Raw genomic sequence first — 15,945 nt, 5'->3', positions numbered from 1 at the left:
CTACGAGACGACGGCGGCACGCGCCGACGTTTGCGCGACTTCGAGCCGGTTACCGCCGAGCGATTTGGCGCGGTACAGCGCGCGGTCCGCGTTCGCCAGGACGTCGCCGAGCGACGCGTCATGGTTGCCGAACGACGCGAGACCGACGCTGACGGTCGCCTGGATTTCGACGCCGTGAATGCGCAGCAAGACCGTCTCGGCAAAATGCCGCGCGACCATTTCGCCGAGACGACGCGCATGCGCGAGGTCCTGTCCGGGCAACAGCGCCGCAAACTCCTCGCCGCCGATCCGCGCGAAAATCGCTTCGGCGCCGAGCACGCCACGCGCGATATTCGCAAAGGACTTGAGCACGTCGTCACCTGTCTTGTGACCGTAGCGATCGTTGATCGCCTTGAAATGGTCGAGATCGAAGGCGAGCAGCGTCGCCGCCCCGCCCGCGAGGACATCGATCTGCACGCGCGCGCCCGCTTCGAAAAACCACCGGCGGTTGCCCAGACGCGTCAGATAGTCCGTATGCGCCGCGCGCAGCAGCTCGCCGTGCGATTCCTCGCGAAACAGCCTGAGCAAGGTCATCGGCAGAATCACCGAATACAGCACGCCTTCGTACATCGTGATGTCGCTGGCGACCGCTTGCACGCGCGCCCCATACGCGGCGACGAGCCATGGCAGACAAAGCGCTCTGAATGTGTAGAAAGCCGCGTGCATCGCGGTCACGGCAAACGCGACCAGACGTGACGGCACACGCGGCACGCCGTCGCCGACGAGTAATTCGCGCGAGGCGATGGCGCTCGCCAACGCGATAAAGATCGCGGTCACGTAGTCCCACATCGCATCGGGCCAGCGCGTGCCGACGACGACCCATGTCAAGGCGAGCACCACGAGCAAGACGATCGAGAAGACCGTATAGCGTCGGCCGTTGACCGCGGCGATCCCGCGCAAGACGAGCAGATAGCCCGAGACGATGATGAGATTGCTCGCGGCGGCGCCCCATACGCCGGGAAAATCGTTTCGCGCGATGACGGCCGCGCATCCGACGCCGAGCGTCGCATAGCCTGCCGCGAGTATCTTCAGTTCCTTGCTGCGCGCGGGATGCGTCCGGTAATCCCAGAGCGTCATGCCAGCGCTGGCGAAAAGCGTTCCGATCGCGAGAAAGTACAGGGTGAGAAGATCGACGTGCATGCTGACATAAGAGCGTGTTCGCCGATCCGGCACGGCGACCGAGCATTTTACGCCGTAATGCCCGATGCTTCGCGAATTCCTCTGCGTCGCGCGCGATCACCGCACACCCGCATGTTTTAAACGATCGATCCGCTTGATTTTCGCTCAAGACAGGATCGTGTTCCCCGCATGTCGCATCGCACAGTAAAACGCTTCTCCGCCCTAAGACTCGGATGTGTCGCGCGCGATCCGGCACGCAACATTGCGTAGCGCGCAAACGTAAATAAACCACACTGAAATAAAACGGTCGCCCGAGTGTAAGGGTTGGAAATATCATCGCGACGACATACCCACGACATATCCGTCGGTATGGTCCGGCCCGCAAAAGACAGGAGACTCCATGAAGAAAACTGTCACAACACTCGGTGCTGCACTGCTGACGTTCTCCGGTTCCGCTGCGTTCGCGCAGAGTTCGGTCACGCTCTACGGTCTCGTCGACACGACCGTGCGATATCTGACCAACACGAATTCGGCGAATGACAGTACGGTCGCGATGGGAGAAGGCGTCGAAACACCGAGCCGTTTCGGCCTCAAGGGCAGTGAAGATCTCGGCGGCGGCACGTCGGCGGTCTTCAAACTCGAAAGTCAGATCCAGCTTTGGTCAGGCAAGCTCGATAATTCGAGCGACATGCTGTTCCAGCGCAATGCGTATGTCGGGCTCTCGAATACGCAATACGGTACGCTGACCCTCGGCCGTCAACAAACGCCGTTCTTCGACGTGATGGGCAATATCTACGACCCGTTGACCGTCGGCGATTTCTGGCAGGACAGCTGGATCTATAACCCGGTCGGACCGTATCTGTTCACGAACAGCTCGGTCAAATACGTCGGCGACTTCTCGGGCCTGCATCTCGAAGGCATGTACGGCTTCGGGGGCGTCGCGGGCAGCAACGGCGAAAACAGCATGTACGGCGTGACCGTGTCGTACCAGATCGCGGGACTGTCGGCCGATGTCGGCTTCCAGCAGAACGACGTGTCGGGCAAGAAATTCAATGTCCTGAACGTCAGCGCGGTCTACGCGTTCGCGCAGCAATTGCGCCTGCTCGGCGGTTGGGTCCATTCGCAGGACAACACAGGGCAGGCCGACCTCGACATGCAGCAGGCCGGTGCGCCGCAACTCTCGCTTCAGAGCTCGAACCGCATCGACGACGCGTTCTACGTCGGTACGCAATGGCAGGCCACGCCGCCGCTCGCGATTACGCTCGCAGGCTATTACGACCACGCGCGCAACGCGGCGATGCTCGGCGACGGGCTCGGTGTCGGCATCAATTACTCGGCAACGCTGCTCGCCGAATATTCGTTGTCGAAGCGCACCGAGGTCTACGGCACGGTCGATTTCTCCCGCGGCAACGGCGCATTCCTCGCCGATTATCCGGGCCGCAACAATCAGACCGGTGTCGCGATCGGCATCCGCAATATCTTCTGACGTGTCGACGCTCGGGTCCGCCTAAGGCCGGCGCCGAGCGTCGCTTCGTTTCGTTTCGTTGCGCGTCAGGACGCGTACTTCGCGATCGCGTCGGGACTGACCGGCGTGAAGAAATTGACGAGGTTGCCGTCGGGATCGCGCAGCAACAAAGACCGGTTGCCCCAAGGCTGCGTCGTCGGCGCTTGCACGATCTCCGCGCCGGCGCCGCGGACCGTGTCGTATCGCGCATCGACGTCCTCGACGAGAAACTCGATGATCGCCGAGCGATTCGCGGCGCCCTGCGCCGCGCTCGCGCCGAACAGCACCATCGTCCGCGTGCTCGCGATCGCCAGCGTGCACGACGGCGTCGAGAGTTCGGCGAAATCGTCCGTGTACCATCTCGGCACGAGACCGACGACGGTTTCGTAAAACCCGACCAAGCGCCGGATGTCGTCGGTGATGATCCGGGTCGAAACAAAATTCATATGACGCTCCTTGAATAGATGGCATGCCGCGCCGCGCCATCGGCATCGATGCATTGCGATGCGTGGCCGCGCGCAACATCGATCTCATGCTAATCAAGGCCTGTTGCCACCGTTCTGTCAGCAGTCGATGCCCATGCGCCGATCCGACCGGCTTTTTCAAATCATTCAGATTCTGCGTCGCTCGACGCGCCCCGTCACTGCGCATGCGCTCGCGGACGAACTCGAAGTGTCGAGGCGCTCGGTCTATCGCGACGTCGCCGATCTGATCGCGCAACGCGTGCCCATCCGCGGCGAAGCCGGGCTCGGCTATGTGCTCGACCGCGACTACGACATGCCGCCGCTCATGCTGACGCCCGATGAACTCGAAGCGGCCGTGCTCGGCGCGATCTGGGTCGCGCAACGCGGCGATCCGGCACTGTCGAGCGCGGCGAAGGATCTGGTCGCGAAGATCACGGCGGCGGTGCCCGAACGGCTGCGTCCCTTTATCGCCGAGCCGACGATCGGCGCGCCCCCGCCGCTCGTGCGCGCTCGAGACGGGCTCGACATCGCGCGCACGCGTGAATGGATCCGCAGCGCGCGCAAGATTCGCATCTGTTACCGCGACGAACACGCATCGCCGAGCGAACGCATCATATGGCCCGTCATCATCGGCTACGCGGAAACCGTACGGCTGCTCGCTGCCTGGTGCGAACTCCGCAAAGACTTCCGGCACTTTCGGACCGACCGGATCGTGTCGGCCGAATTCCTCGACGAGCGCTACGCCGGACGCCGCGGCGAGCTCGTCGCGCAATGGAAACGGTATTTGAAAAAAGCCCGCGGCGTCGATCTGGCTTAACGCGTGCGGCCGAGCATCAATGCGCTTGAGATTCGGCTTGAGATTCGGCTTGAAAATCGGTGTGAAAGGCGAGACCCGATTGCATCGCAAGAATGTCGGCGACGAAGTCGATAAACACGCGCGCCTTGTTCGGCACGCGGCGCCCGAACGCATGGACCGCATGCACGGGCAGCGGCGCGGGCGCATCGTGTTCGAGCACGCGCACGACCGCGCCGCTCTCGAGTTCGGCGGCAAACATCCAGCCCGGCGCCTGGGCCATGCCCATATCCGCGAGCACCGCCGTACGAATATGCTCGGCGTCACCCGAATAGAGACTGCCGGACGGCACGTGCACGCGCGGGCCTTGCGCGGTCACGAAGCGCCATGCGCGCGGCGCGTGCATCGGCGCGAACACGATGCAGGCGTGACGCGCGAGATCGTCGACATCCGTGGGGCGACCGTGCGCATTGAAATACGCGGGCGTCGCGACGAGATGCAAAGGACTGGATGCAAGCTGACGCGAAATCAAGTTCGAATCGTCGAGACGGCCATGCTTGATCGCGATATCGAATCCCTCTTCGACGAGATTGATCGTGCGCTCGGTCGTCGAGAGTTCGACGGACAGCTTCGGGTAGCGCGCAAAGAACGTCCCGAGATGCGGCACGATATACATGCGTCCGAAAACGGGCGCGACGGTCACGCGCAGATGACCCGTCGGCGAGACCTGCCGAACGCCGACCGACGATTCGAGATCGGACACGTCGCCGACGATGCGCACGGCCGCTTCATAGACCGACTGCCCGGTCTCGGTCAGCGTCATGCTGCGCGACGTACGCCGGATCAATTGCGCGCCCAGATGACGTTCGAGCGCGGCGATCTGTTTGCTGACCGACGGCTGACCGATGCCGGCTTCGCGCGCCGCCGCCGCAAAACTTCCGCTCTCGACGATCCGAACAAAGAGCTTGAGTGCATCCAGTCGATCCATGGCGCTTCAGCGTTCCCCATCAAGAATTTCCAAATTGGAATCGATTTTATGCCAAATCGACGGCTATTCTTAGCGATCCGGAATCGATATCGTGCGGCTCATCGATCACAACGCTGCAAACAGCAAGGAGCGCATGATGCTTACCGATATCGCACTGTCCCATGACGAAACCCTGCGTCGACTCGACGACGGCGAACGCGCGGCCGAACACGCGGTGCTTGCCGCGGTCGACGCGCATTTTGCAGGCTTCAAAGGCTCGCTGCGCGCGGCCTATGACGCGATGACCGCCGCGACGCCGATCGCCGACGACGTGTCGCTCGAACGCATCGACGCCGACGGCGTGCAAGGCTGGTGGGTCCGCCCCGCCGGCGCGCGCGCCGATCGCGTGATGCTCTTCGTGCACGGGGGCGCATTCATGCTCGGTTCCGCCGAGGCGTATCGCGGCTTTGCGAGCCAGATCGCGACGCGCACTCGCATCGATACCTTCGTGCTCGACTATCCGCTCGCGCCCGAGCATCCGTTCCCGGCGGCCTATGATGCGACGATCGCCGCGCTCGCATGGCTCGCGAAATCGGGCACACGTGACATCGCGCTCGCCGGTGACTCCGCGGGCGGGGGTCTCGTGCTCGCGGCGCTCGGCCATGACGTCGAACTCGCGTCGCGCGTCACGTGCGTGGCGGCATTTTCGCCCTGGGTCGATCTCGCGTTGGCGGGCGCGTCGTTCCTTGACGAGCAGACCTACGATCCGATCTTCAAACCCGTGATGCTCTCGAACGCGGCATCGGCCTATCTCGGTTCGCATGACGCAAGAGATCGCCGCGCATCGCCGCTCTACGCGATACCCGAGCGCTTGCCGCCGATCTTGTTTCAGGTCGGAAGCGACGAGCTCTTGATCGACGACGCGCGACGCTATGCGCACGCGGCCGCGCAGCGCGGCACGCCTGTGCAACTCGATATCTTCGAGGGCCTGCATCACGTGTTTCAACGATCGACCGTTGAATTGCCGAGCGCGCGCTTTGCGCTCGATCGACTCGCGGCATTTGTCGAGCAGCACGGTTAGCGCCAAGACAGGGCACACTGCACCAACACGCGGCGAGATGCGATAATCCGTGCGGCGCGACGAAGGACGCGTTGCACAGTATTTCAATTTTAAAATATGGCAACCCCGATCCGTCCTCGTCGAGCGCTTCCCGCACAGTACGATGTGCCCCCGTCATCCTCCAATGTGTCATGTCCGACCTCGCCTATTCGCAGACGAGCCTTCTGAGTAGCCGTCGAAGCCGCCATATCGGCTTCATTGTGTTTGCCATCCTGCTCGCGCTGGGCGCCGTCTATGTCGCGACGCATCTGGCCGCGGACCTGCGTCCCGTCAAGGAAACCTCGTTCCTTCCCTATGTGCTGCTCGGCACCGCGCTGCTGATCGCGCTCGGCTTCGAATTCGTGAACGGCTTTCATGACACGTCGAATGCCGTTGCGACCGTCATCTATACGAACTCGCTTGAACCGCATCTAGCCGTGATCTGGTCCGGGATCTGGAATTTTCTCGGCGTGCTCGTCTCGACGGGCGCGGTCGCGTTCGGCATTCTGCGCTTGCTGCCGGTCGAACTGATCCTGCAGGTCGGCCAGAGCTCGGGCTTCGCCATGGTCTTCGCGCTGCTTATCGCGGCCATCGTCTGGAATCTCGGCACGTGGTACTTCGGCTTGCCGTCGTCGAGCTCGCATACGCTCGTCGGCTCGATCATCGGCGTCGGTCTCGCGAACCAGTTGATGCAAGGGCCGTCGGGTTCGACGGGCGTCGACTGGAATCAGGCGATCGGCGTCGGCAAGGCGCTGCTGTTTTCGCCGCTCGTCGGTTTTGTGCTCTCGGGATTGCTGCTCGTCGCGCTCAAGGCCTTCGTGCGCGTACCGAAGCTCTATCAGGCGCCCGACGGCGACGCACCGCCGCCGCTCTGGATTCGCGCGCTCTTGATCCTCACGTGCACAGGCGTGTCGTTCGCGCACGGCTCGAACGACGGGCAAAAAGGCATGGGCCTCATCATGCTGATCCTGATCGGCACGGTGCCCACAGCCTATGCGCTCAACAAGTCCATCACGCCCTCGGAAACGCAGACGTTCATCGCCGTCGCGCACAAGGCGTCCGCCGCGCTCGCGGCCGGTCCGGGTTCGGGCGCGCCGTCCGCCGATCCGCGTCAAGACGTCGAGGCCTATATCCAGACGCATCACATGACCGCCGCGACGCTGCCGGCGCTCAAGCGCCTCACGGACCGCATCGCCGATGAGGTCGCGCAATCGGGCATCGCCGACGCGCCGCAAAACGTCGTCAATCACGTACGCAACGACATGTACGTCGCGGCCAGCGCGATTCAGCTCATCGAGGAGACGAAGTCCGTCGAGTTTCCGCGCGACGACGCGCGCGCCATCCATGACTTCCGGACGCAGATGGATCGCGCGACGAAATTCATTCCGGACTGGGTCAAGGTCGCGGTCGCGATGGCGCTCGGACTCGGCACGATGGTCGGCTGGAAGCGCATCGTCGTGACCGTCGGCGAGAAGATCGGCAAACAGCATCTGACCTACGGCCAGGGCGCGGCGGCCGAAACGGTCGCGATGCTGACGATCGGCGCGGCCGATGTCTGGGGCATGCCGGTCTCGACGACGCACGTGCTCGCCTCGGGCATCGCCGGCACGATGGCCGCGAACGGATCCGGCCTGCAAGGCCGCACGGTGCGCAATCTCGTGCTTGCGTGGGTCCTCACGCTGCCTGCATCGATCGCATTGGCGGCCGTGCTGTACTGGGTCTTTCATCAAATCTTCTGATGCGCATCCGCGCAAGGCGCGCCACCGCTCAAGACTCCGGGAACACGTGCTCGCACATGAAATCGACGAACACGCGGAGCTTCGGCGAAAGCTGACGACTCGACGGCCACACGATCGAGAACTGCCCGGGCGCGATCGGATACGCATCGAGCACCGTCACGAGCGCGCCGCTTGCGAGCGCATCGCATGCGAGAAAGTCCGGCATGAATCCGATGCCGAAACTCGCGATCACGGCACCGCGCAACGCCTCCATGTTGTTGCACGTCATCGCGGTGCGCAGGTTCGGCGGCTCGCTGCCGTCGGCTTCGAGCGGCCACGGTTGCGTGCGGCCCGTCGTCGGGAAGCGATAGCGGACACAGACGTGCTTCGCCAGATCGGCCAGCGTATGCGGCTCGCCGAACCGCGCGACGTAGTCCGGCGATGCGCAGAGCACGAACCGGAACGGACCGAGACGACGCGCCATCAGACTTGAATCCGAGAGCGTGCCGCTTCGGATGACCGCGTCGAATCCGCCTTCGACGACGTCGACGAGACGATCGTTGAAATCCAGATCGAGTTCGACGTCCGGATAGCGCGCCTTGAATGCGGGCAGCACCGGCAACAGGAATCGATAGCCGATCACGGGCAAGCTCACGCGCAACCGGCCGCGCGGCGTCTGCGCGGCTTCCGACAGCATGGCCTCGGCATCGCGGAGGTCTTCGAGAATCCGCCGGCATCGCTCATGGAAATGACGCCCTTCTTCGGTCAGCGTCACGCGACGCGTGGTCCGATGAAACAGCCGCACGCCGAGCGTGCTCTCGAGTTTCGCGATCGTCTTGCCGACGGCCGACGCTGAAATGCCCAATGCATGTCCGGCCGCAACGAAACTCAGTGTGTCCGCCGTGCGCACAAATGCAACGATGCCATTCAAGTTGTCCACGTCGAGGGGCTCCGGATCTGTTGAGCTTTGAGCATTGCCGTCATTGCGGAATATAAATCCGTTATCTTCGGATTTCCCGGGTATTTTTCGGCGATTCGATCCGAATTATCGTTCTTCGCTCGCTCATGCACCCAGCGTCCGCCTCTGCCGGCGCTCAACGAGGAACGATGATGACTGTCATACATGCCCCCGCGCCCGCCCGGCAGCGCGTGATATTGGCCGCGGTTTGCGTGGCCGCGCTTGCGATGCCGCTGGCTTTCTCGGGCGGCGCCGTCGCGACGCCGGCCATCGGCCGCGATCTCGGCGGCGATCCGGCCGCGCTCAGTTGGGTCACGAACGCGTTCATGCTCGCGTTCGGAAGTTTGCTCATGGCCATGGGTACGCTGGCCGATCGCTTCGGCCGCAAACGCCTATTCGCGTCGGGCGTTACAGGCTTCGCGTTGAGTTCGCTTGCGCTAGGCTTCGCGCCGACGATCACCGCGGTCGACGTCTTGCGCGGCATCCAGGGCATCGCCGCTGCCGCAACGCTCGCGGGCGGCACGGCCGCGCTCGCTCAGGAATTCGACGGCGACGCGCGAACGCGCGCCTTCAGCCTGCTGGGGACCGCGTTCGGTATCGGTCTCGCCTTCGGTCCGGTGCTCGCGGGCGCCTTGATTGCAGCGTTCGGCTGGCGCGCCGTGTTCGCGACCGGTGCGCTCGCGGGCGCGCTGTCCCTGATCTTCGGCGTGCCGCGCATGCGCGAATCGCGCGATCCGCATGCGCGTCGACTCGATTGGCCGGGGACGGCGACGTTCACCGGCGCGCTGACGTGCTTTACGTGGGCGCTCATCGACGCGCCGTCGCACGGCTGGACATCGCGGCCCGTGGTGCTGCTGTTCGCCGCTTGCGTCGCGTTTCTGCTCGCCTTTGCGCGTATCGAGACCCGCACGGCCCGGCCGATGCTCGACGTGTCGCTGTTTCGCTATCCGCGTTTCGTCGGCGTTCAGCTCCTGCCGATCGCGACCTGCTATTGCTATATCGTGCTGCTCGTCGCGCTGCCGCTTCGTTTGATCGGCATCGACGGATACGACGAACTGCATGCGGGCATGCTCATGATCGCGCTGTCGTCGCCGATGCTCGTCGTCCCGCTCATCGCGGCCGCGCTCACGCGCTGGATGTCGGCGGGCACGATCTCGGGCATCGGCCTTTTGATCGCCGCCGCGGGTTTGCATGCGCTCGGCCGCGCTTTGCACTCGGGCGCCGGGTCGGCGGCGATCGCGCCGATGCTGATCATCGGTATCGGCGCGGGACTGCCCTGGGGCCTCATGGACGGGCTCTCGATCAGCGTCGTGCCGAAGACCCGCGCGGGCATGGCGACCGGCATTTTCAGCACGACGCGTGTCGCGGGCGAAGGCATCGCGCTGGCCGTCGTGAGTGCGTGCCTGGCGGCCTTCGCACAGATCAGCTTGCATGCCGCGATGCCGCACGCGAGTGCGCCCGCGATTGCCGCCGCAGCCGCGCGGCTCGCGACAGGCGACCTCGCGCATGCGGCGTCGATGTTGCCCGATGCCGCGCGCGCGACGCTCGAAACCGCCGCGCACAAGGCGTTCGACGATCTGCTCGACGGGCTCACGGTCATCACCGTGCTCTGCGCGCTTGCGGTATTCGCCTTCCTGAGCCGGGTTCGGGTTCAGGACGAGCCGATCGGCGCGGACGCGGGCGAACGACGCGATGGGTCGTCGACGCCTGCCGCGACGTGAGGTGACGTGAGGTGACCTGTACGACCCATACGACCTGTATGACCTGTGCGAGGTGTGTGACGTGTGCGAGGTGTGTGACGTGTGCGAGGTATCGCAAGATAACGCGAAGCGACGTCCGACATCGATCGCGCGGCGCATCATCGGCTGCGTTTCCCACTCTCAGCTTCGTGTCGCGCGCGAAACGGGCTTGCGCGTTTTCCGTGCCGACACGCTGCGAGCCGACTCGGCTGAACTCTGCGCGGCCGCCGCGACGATCCACTTTCGGAACGCCACGACCGCATCGTCGTCCGCACGCTCCCGATTCGCGACCAAGGTGTAGTCAGGTCCGCGCCACGCCGACTCCGAGAGCGGACACACGAGCCGCCCGGTTGCGATTTCACGCTCGATCAGCGGCAGCGACGCCAAGGCCACGCCGAGACCTTCGGCCGCGGCGCCGAGTTGAAGAAACACATGATCGAAGTCGAGATGACGCGCGGCCTGCAATCTCGGTACGCCGGCCTGCTTGAGCCAATCGGACCATGCGGTGCGCGTGGTCGTCGAATGCAGCAATGTGTGATACCGCAAATCGGCGACCGCGCGGATCGGCTGACTCGCGAGCACCGACGGACTGCATGCGGGTACACGCACGTCGGGCATCAGCGTCATCGACTTGAGGCCCGCGGCGTCTTCGGGACCCGAGCGCACGCCGATATCGAACGCATCGCCGACGTAGCGCAATTTGCGCGAGGTCGTCGAAAGCCGGACGTCGATGTCCGGATAGCGCGCGACGAAGTCCGCGAGCCGGGGAATAAGCCAACACAGCGCGAAACTCTCCAGCGCATTCACACGGACCACGCCCGTTACGCGATGCGACGCGGGAGTTCGGCGCAGCCGGTTCACCGAGCCGCTCAATCGCGCGAAGGCGCCATTGACGTCGTTGAGCAGCGCCGCGCCTTGATCGGTCGGCACGACGCCGCGTGCGCGCCGCTCGAAAAGCGGGACGCCGAACCAGTGTTCAAGCAATCGGATCTGTTTGCCGACCGCCCAGTGCGTGACGTGCAGATCGCTCGCCGCCGCCGCGAAACTCCCGAGCCGGGCGACCGCCTCAAAGTGCCGTAACGCATTCAACGGAGGCAGGTTTTCCGCGTCGTTTTCCGTACGCTGACTCGTGCGCTTGTCAGTGCTCATGGCGTGACTTTTTCTCCCACCAGACTCAATTTAACGTCCATTGTGGCATGCACGAGATGCTCTTAGACTAAGCGCTTCGCCTCGCCCCCTGCGACACGTGCGTCCTGGACGACGCGATGCGTCTTCACCTGGTCCCGCGCGCTTGCGATCCCGTTCAATCATGCGACCTTTATCCGCTTCCGCCGCCCCCGAGCGCATCGCCGACGAACACGGCCCATCGAACGCCGCATCGCGCACGCGCATCCTCTGGCTCTCGTGTACGGCACATGCGCTGCACGACGGCTACACTGACATGATCTACGCGCTGCTGCCGGTCTGGCAGGCGGAATTCGGACTCCACTACGGCGCGCTGGCGATTTTGCGCAGCCTGTACGGCGGCACGATGGCGACATTGCAGATGCCGGCGGGACGCTTCGCGCATGTCTGGGGCACGCGCGCCTCGCTCGCGCTCGGCACGCTGCTGGCCGCACTCGGCTATGCGCTCGCGGGCCTGTCGGGTTCCTTGCTCGGCTTGTGCATCTCGCTCGCGATCTCGGGAAGCGGTTCGAGTACGCAACACCCGCTCGCTTCGGGCGCCGTGTCGCGCGCGTATGGACGCAATGCGCGGGGGCCGCTGAGCATCTACAACTTTTCCGGAGATCTCGGAAAATCCGCGCTGCCGGCCGCGATCTCGCTGCTGATCACGGTCATGCCGTGGCGGCATGCACTGTGGTTCATGTCGGCGCTCGGCGTCGTCGTGGCCGCGGTGATTGCACTTTTTCTCCCGCCTGTTCAGAACGACGCGCCTTCCGAGAAGGCCGCTTCAAGCGCACACGACCACGGTTCGCGATCGGGTTTCACGGTGCTGTTCCTGATCGGTGTGCTCGACACCGCCGTGCGCATGGGGCTATTGACCTTCCTGCCGTTTCTTCTCAAGGCGAAGGGAATCTCGCAGCCGATGATGGGCACGGCGCTCGCGCTCGTGTTCATCGGCGGCGCGGCGGGCAAGTTCGCGTGCGGCTGGCTCGGCGCGCGCATGGGTGTCATCGGCACCGTCTACGCGACCGAGGGCGCGACGGCCGTGCTGATCCTTGCCGTGATCGTGTTGCCGCTCACGCCCGCGATGATCGTGCTGCCCTTGCTGGGCGTCATGCTCAACGGCACATCGTCGGTCCTGTACGGCACGGTGCCCGAACTGACGCCGGTCGAGCGGACCGAGCGCGCGTTTGCGCTCTTTTATACGGGCGTGATTGCATCGAGCGCGCTCTCGCCGATCGCCTACGGCTTTCTTGGCGACTGGATCGGCGTGCGGGGCGCCACGGTCGCCACCGCCATCACGGCGCTGGCCATCTTCCCGCTCGCGCTCGCCTTGCGTCCGCATCTACGCGCGACGTGATCGGCGTCACCGCGCACGACCCGGCCGTCACGAACGCAACGATGACCGTGTATTTCGGCCGCTGATCGCACGGGTTCAGACAGCATCGGCACGCGCATGGCGCGTGTCGATCATCGATTCGGTCGGCGAACGCACGTTTTCGGCGCCATCGAACCGACGGTGCACCACGCACCACTTCCGCCCATCCGCTCGACGCGCACCGCACTCAATAAGTGCTCGCGTTTCGCATACACATTCTCGCGCGCACCCCGCGCCGCGCCCCGCCAGCCCACGCCATACGCGCGTGTCACCCAAAAAACCTGACCATTTGGTCAGCACATGGCACGAACGTTGCCTTGGACTCCGTGCAATACGCAATCGTTTTTTTGCGCTGTATGAACGCACAGGGCTGTCCCCGCCCGCGCAATCGCGCCCGGCATGACGTCCCCTCAAGTCTGACTCAGGAGCCATACATGACGTTGCTGCAAGTCCCGATCATCGACCTCGCGCCCTATTTCGAAGGCACCGCCGAGGGGCGCGCGAAAGTCGCCAAACAAGTCGACGAAGCGTGCCGGAGCATCGGCTTTCTCGTCATCACGAATCACGGCGTGCCCACCGAACTCATCGACCGCGTCTCGTCCACCTCGCGCGACTTCTTCGCGCTGCCGCTCGCCGACAAACGCAAGGTCGATCGGCCGCGCATTGATGCGGTGCGCGGCTACAGCGCCGTCTCCGAAGAAGGCCTGTCGTACAGCCTCGAAGAAGCCGCGCCCGGCGATCTCAAGGAATCGTTTTCGATCGGCCCCTCGAACGTACCCGACGACACCTACCACCACGGCCCGGCCGCAGGCCCGCATTTCGTCGCCAACACGTATCCGCCGATCGCCGGCTTTCGCGAATCATGGGACACGTATTTCGACGTGATGAGCGACCTCTCGCGCTCGCTCATGCGCATCTTCGCGCTCGCGCTCGATCTGCCCGAGCACTTCTTCGATGCGCGCATCGACAAGCACATCAGCATGTTTCGCGTGCTCAGCTATCCGCCGCAGCTCGAAGCCCCGCAGCCCAATCAGCTTCGCGCGGGCGCGCATAGCGACTACGGCAGCCTCACGATCGTGCGTCCCGACGATTCGGGCCTGCAGGTCCTCAACAAAGCCCGGCAATGGGTCGACGTACCGATGATCGACGGCGCGCTCGTCGTCAACATCGGCGACCTCATGATGCAATGGACCAACGATCAATGGATCTCGACGGTCCATCGCGTGATCAACCCGCCCGCCGACAAGGCCAGCACGAACCGCCGGCAATCGCTCGTCTTCTTCCATCAGCCGAACTACGACGCGATGGTCGAATGCCTGCCGAGTTGTCTCGCGCCCGGCGAACGTCCGAAATACGCACCGATTTCGTCGGGCGATCATCTGACGTCGAAATTCGTCAAGCAAACCACGTTCGGCGGCACGAAGGCCGCATAGTCATGGCTCACCTCTCCTACGTCAACGTCTTCGCGCGCGACATCGTCGCGCTCAGCGGTTTCTATCAGGACGTCTTCGGATTCGCCGAAGTCGAATCGATCCGTTCGCCGATTTTCCGCGGCATCGACGCGGGCCGCACGTGCATCGGTTTCAACGCGCACGACGCCTACGCGCTGCTGCATCTCGACGACCACGCCGATACGCGCGGCGTCAAGTTCCTGCTCAACATCGACGTCGATCAGCAAGCCGACGTCGACCGGCTCGTGCCGATCGCCGAAGCCAACGGCGCCACGCTGATCAAGCCGCCCTACTTGACCTACTACAACTGGTACCAGGCCGTGCTGCTCGATCCCGAAGGCAATGTGTTCCGCATCAATCACATGCTCTAGCCCGCGAGACAGACTGATATCGCGGCGCGACCCGCCGCTTCCGACGTTCAACCGAATTCCCCTTCACCACGACAGGTATCCCATGCTTCGCAAGCTGCTCACCGGCATCGTCTTCTCCGCGGGCGCCGCGCTCGCCTCGAACGTCGCGCTCGCCGATGGATTCACGCTCAAGGACAAACCCAAGATCGCGATGCTCGACTTCGGCCCCAAGAACGACGGCGGATGGGGCCAATCGTTCGACGAGGCCCGCCAGAAAATGGAAGCCGCGCTCGGACAGAAAATCATGTTCGTCGAGAGCATCCCCGAAGATGCATCGGCCATCGATCCCGTCGTCGAACGCTTCATCTCGCGCGGCGCGAACATCATCATCGGCACCGCATTCGGCTATTCCGACGCATTCAAGGCGCTCGCGGCCAAGCATCCCGATGTCGCGTTCCTCAACGGATCGGGCACGACGAACGCGTCGAACCTCGAATCGTTCTACGGCCGCACCTATGAAAGCCAGTATCTGTGCGGCATGGCCGCGGCCTCGGTCTCGAAGACGGGCAAGCTCGGCTTCGTCGCGGCCAATCCGTTCGGCGTCGTCAACTGGACCATCAACGCCTACGAACTCGGCGCGCGCAAGATCAATCCCAATGCCACGTTGACCGTCGTCTACACGGGCGCATGGAACGACCCCGTCAAGGAACGCGCGGCGGCCATGGCGCTGATCGACCACGGCGCGGACGTCATCGGTCAACACGTCGATACGCCGACGCCGCAAGTCGTCGCGCAGGAACGCGGCGTCTACGGCACGGGCCATCACCGCGATCTGAGCGAATTCGCGCCGAAGGCGACCGTCTGCTCGTCGGTCTGGGTCTGGGACAAGTTCCTCGTGCCCGAGATCAAGAAAATCGAAGCGGGTAACTGGAAGCCCTCGCCGTACGGTGCGTTCATCGAAATGAAGGACGGCGGCACGGACATCTCGCCGCTCGGCGCCGCCGTGCCCGAAGACAAGAAGAAGCTGATCCTCGCCGAACGCGACGCGATCCTGCACGGCAAGCAGATCTATGCGGGCCCGCTCTCGGATCGCGACGGCAAGCTGCGCGTGCCGGCCGGACAGGTGCTCTCGGATGCCGATCTCTGGAAGATGGATTGGTTCGTCACCGGCGTGATCACCCAGAAATAACGCAAGCGCACCA

General features: G+C 64.0%; 14 protein-coding genes. 9 read left to right on the top strand and 5 right to left on the bottom strand.

The genetic code is table 11. The features are described 5' to 3' along the window. A complete protein-coding gene (locus D7S86_RS15680; protein ID WP_121087778.1) occupies positions 1-1,179 on the bottom strand; it encodes a GGDEF domain-containing protein in 1,179 nt (392 codons plus the stop codon). A 379-nt stretch (positions 1,180-1,558) separates the two neighbouring features. On the opposite strand from D7S86_RS15680, the gene D7S86_RS15675 reads away from it, so the two are divergent. Beyond that, a complete protein-coding gene (locus D7S86_RS15675) occupies positions 1,559-2,644 on the top strand; it encodes a porin (RefSeq protein WP_121087777.1) in 1,086 nt (361 codons plus the stop codon). A 65-nt stretch (positions 2,645-2,709) separates the two neighbouring features. Here D7S86_RS15675 and D7S86_RS15670 read toward each other — a convergent pair whose 3' ends face one another. After that, positions 2,710-3,108: a VOC family protein gene (locus tag D7S86_RS15670; protein WP_121087871.1), complete on the bottom strand. Its 399-nt coding sequence runs from the start codon at positions 3,106-3,108 to the stop codon at positions 2,710-2,712. Positions 3,109-3,241: 133 nt separating this feature from the next. Between D7S86_RS15670 and D7S86_RS15665 the strand changes: the two genes are divergently transcribed. Beyond that, positions 3,242-3,943, top strand: coding sequence for a helix-turn-helix transcriptional regulator (locus D7S86_RS15665; protein WP_121087776.1), 702 nt, complete (start codon positions 3,242-3,244; stop codon positions 3,941-3,943). A gap of 16 nt (positions 3,944-3,959) precedes the next feature. On the opposite strand, the gene D7S86_RS15660 is transcribed toward D7S86_RS15665, so the two are convergent. Further along, the gene (locus tag D7S86_RS15660) at positions 3,960-4,907 is read right to left on the bottom strand and encodes a LysR family transcriptional regulator (protein ID WP_121087775.1); all 948 of its coding nucleotides are present in this window, start codon (positions 4,905-4,907) and stop codon (positions 3,960-3,962) included. A 136-nt stretch (positions 4,908-5,043) separates the two neighbouring features. On the opposite strand from D7S86_RS15660, the gene D7S86_RS15655 reads away from it, so the two are divergent. Both D7S86_RS15655 and D7S86_RS15650 read left to right on the top strand, forming a co-directional pair. Next, a complete protein-coding gene (locus D7S86_RS15655; RefSeq protein WP_121087870.1) occupies positions 5,044-5,967 on the top strand; it encodes an alpha/beta hydrolase in 924 nt (307 codons plus the stop codon). Positions 5,968-6,137: 170 nt separating this feature from the next. Continuing rightward, positions 6,138-7,724, top strand: a complete 1,587-nt coding sequence (locus tag D7S86_RS15650) for an inorganic phosphate transporter (protein WP_121087774.1) — start codon at positions 6,138-6,140, stop codon at positions 7,722-7,724. Between the two features lie 28 nt (positions 7,725-7,752). Here the strand turns inward: D7S86_RS15650 and D7S86_RS15645 are convergent, their stop codons facing one another. Further along, a complete protein-coding gene (locus D7S86_RS15645; protein WP_121087773.1) occupies positions 7,753-8,643 on the bottom strand; it encodes a LysR family transcriptional regulator in 891 nt (296 codons plus the stop codon). A gap of 167 nt (positions 8,644-8,810) precedes the next feature. Here D7S86_RS15645 and D7S86_RS15640 point away from each other — a divergent pair, with 167 nt between their 5' ends. Next, on the top strand, positions 8,811-10,382 hold the full coding sequence (locus tag D7S86_RS15640) for an MFS transporter (protein WP_166444131.1): 1,572 nt from the start codon (positions 8,811-8,813) through the stop codon (positions 10,380-10,382). A gap of 159 nt (positions 10,383-10,541) precedes the next feature. Here the strand turns inward: D7S86_RS15640 and gcvA are convergent, their stop codons facing one another. After that, positions 10,542-11,549 carry a transcriptional regulator GcvA gene (gene gcvA / locus D7S86_RS15635; RefSeq protein WP_121087771.1) on the bottom strand — a complete coding sequence of 336 codons (1,008 nt, stop codon included), beginning with the start codon at positions 11,547-11,549 and terminating at the stop codon, positions 10,542-10,544. Between the two features lie 160 nt (positions 11,550-11,709). Here gcvA and D7S86_RS15630 point away from each other — a divergent pair, with 160 nt between their 5' ends. The 4 genes from D7S86_RS15630 (at position 11,710) to D7S86_RS15615 (ending at position 15,932) form a co-directional block, all read left to right on the top strand. Continuing rightward, positions 11,710-12,924 carry an MFS transporter gene (locus D7S86_RS15630; protein WP_121087770.1) on the top strand — a complete coding sequence of 405 codons (1,215 nt, stop codon included), beginning with the start codon at positions 11,710-11,712 and terminating at the stop codon, positions 12,922-12,924. A gap of 452 nt (positions 12,925-13,376) precedes the next feature. Next, complete coding sequence (locus tag D7S86_RS15625) at positions 13,377-14,375, top strand: isopenicillin N synthase family dioxygenase (protein ID WP_121087769.1); 999 nt, start codon at positions 13,377-13,379, stop codon at positions 14,373-14,375. A 2-nt stretch (positions 14,376-14,377) separates the two neighbouring features. Next, positions 14,378-14,764, top strand: a complete 387-nt coding sequence (locus D7S86_RS15620; RefSeq protein ID WP_121087768.1) for a VOC family protein — start codon at positions 14,378-14,380, stop codon at positions 14,762-14,764. 82 nt (positions 14,765-14,846) lie between these two features. Next, a complete protein-coding gene (locus D7S86_RS15615; RefSeq protein ID WP_121087767.1) occupies positions 14,847-15,932 on the top strand; it encodes a BMP family ABC transporter substrate-binding protein in 1,086 nt (361 codons plus the stop codon). The last annotated feature ends 13 nt before the right edge of the window (positions 15,933-15,945 follow it).

This window comes from Pararobbsia silviterrae, assembly GCF_003628125.1.
Lineage (GTDB): Bacteria > Pseudomonadota > Gammaproteobacteria > Burkholderiales > Burkholderiaceae > Pararobbsia > Pararobbsia silviterrae.
Note: the sequence above shows the minus strand (reverse complement) of the source record. Positions and strands in the feature narration are given on the sequence as shown.

What these genes read in the sequence shown, in the direction of transcription:
- D7S86_RS15680 (WP_121087778.1), bottom strand. Translation starts at nt 1,179, where the DNA reads ATGCACGTCGATCTTCTCACCCTGTACTTTCTCGCGATCGGAACGCTT.
- D7S86_RS15675 (WP_121087777.1), top strand. Translation starts at nt 1,559, where the DNA reads ATGAAGAAAACTGTCACAACACTCGGTGCTGCACTGCTGACGTTCTCC.
- D7S86_RS15670 (WP_121087871.1), bottom strand. Translation starts at nt 3,108, where the DNA reads ATGAATTTTGTTTCGACCCGGATCATCACCGACGACATCCGGCGCTTG.
- D7S86_RS15665 (WP_121087776.1), top strand. Translation starts at nt 3,242, where the DNA reads ATGCGCCGATCCGACCGGCTTTTTCAAATCATTCAGATTCTGCGTCGC.
- D7S86_RS15660 (WP_121087775.1), bottom strand. Translation starts at nt 4,907, where the DNA reads ATGGATCGACTGGATGCACTCAAGCTCTTTGTTCGGATCGTCGAGAGC.
- D7S86_RS15655 (WP_121087870.1), top strand. Translation starts at nt 5,044, where the DNA reads ATGCTTACCGATATCGCACTGTCCCATGACGAAACCCTGCGTCGACTC.
- D7S86_RS15650 (WP_121087774.1), top strand. Translation starts at nt 6,138, where the DNA reads ATGTCCGACCTCGCCTATTCGCAGACGAGCCTTCTGAGTAGCCGTCGA.
- D7S86_RS15640 (WP_166444131.1), top strand. Translation starts at nt 8,811, where the DNA reads ATGATGACTGTCATACATGCCCCCGCGCCCGCCCGGCAGCGCGTGATA.
- gcvA (WP_121087771.1), bottom strand. Translation starts at nt 11,549, where the DNA reads ATGAGCACTGACAAGCGCACGAGTCAGCGTACGGAAAACGACGCGGAA.
- D7S86_RS15630 (WP_121087770.1), top strand. Translation starts at nt 11,710, where the DNA reads ATGCGACCTTTATCCGCTTCCGCCGCCCCCGAGCGCATCGCCGACGAA.
- D7S86_RS15625 (WP_121087769.1), top strand. Translation starts at nt 13,377, where the DNA reads ATGACGTTGCTGCAAGTCCCGATCATCGACCTCGCGCCCTATTTCGAA.
- D7S86_RS15620 (WP_121087768.1), top strand. Translation starts at nt 14,378, where the DNA reads ATGGCTCACCTCTCCTACGTCAACGTCTTCGCGCGCGACATCGTCGCG.
- D7S86_RS15615 (WP_121087767.1), top strand. Translation starts at nt 14,847, where the DNA reads ATGCTTCGCAAGCTGCTCACCGGCATCGTCTTCTCCGCGGGCGCCGCG.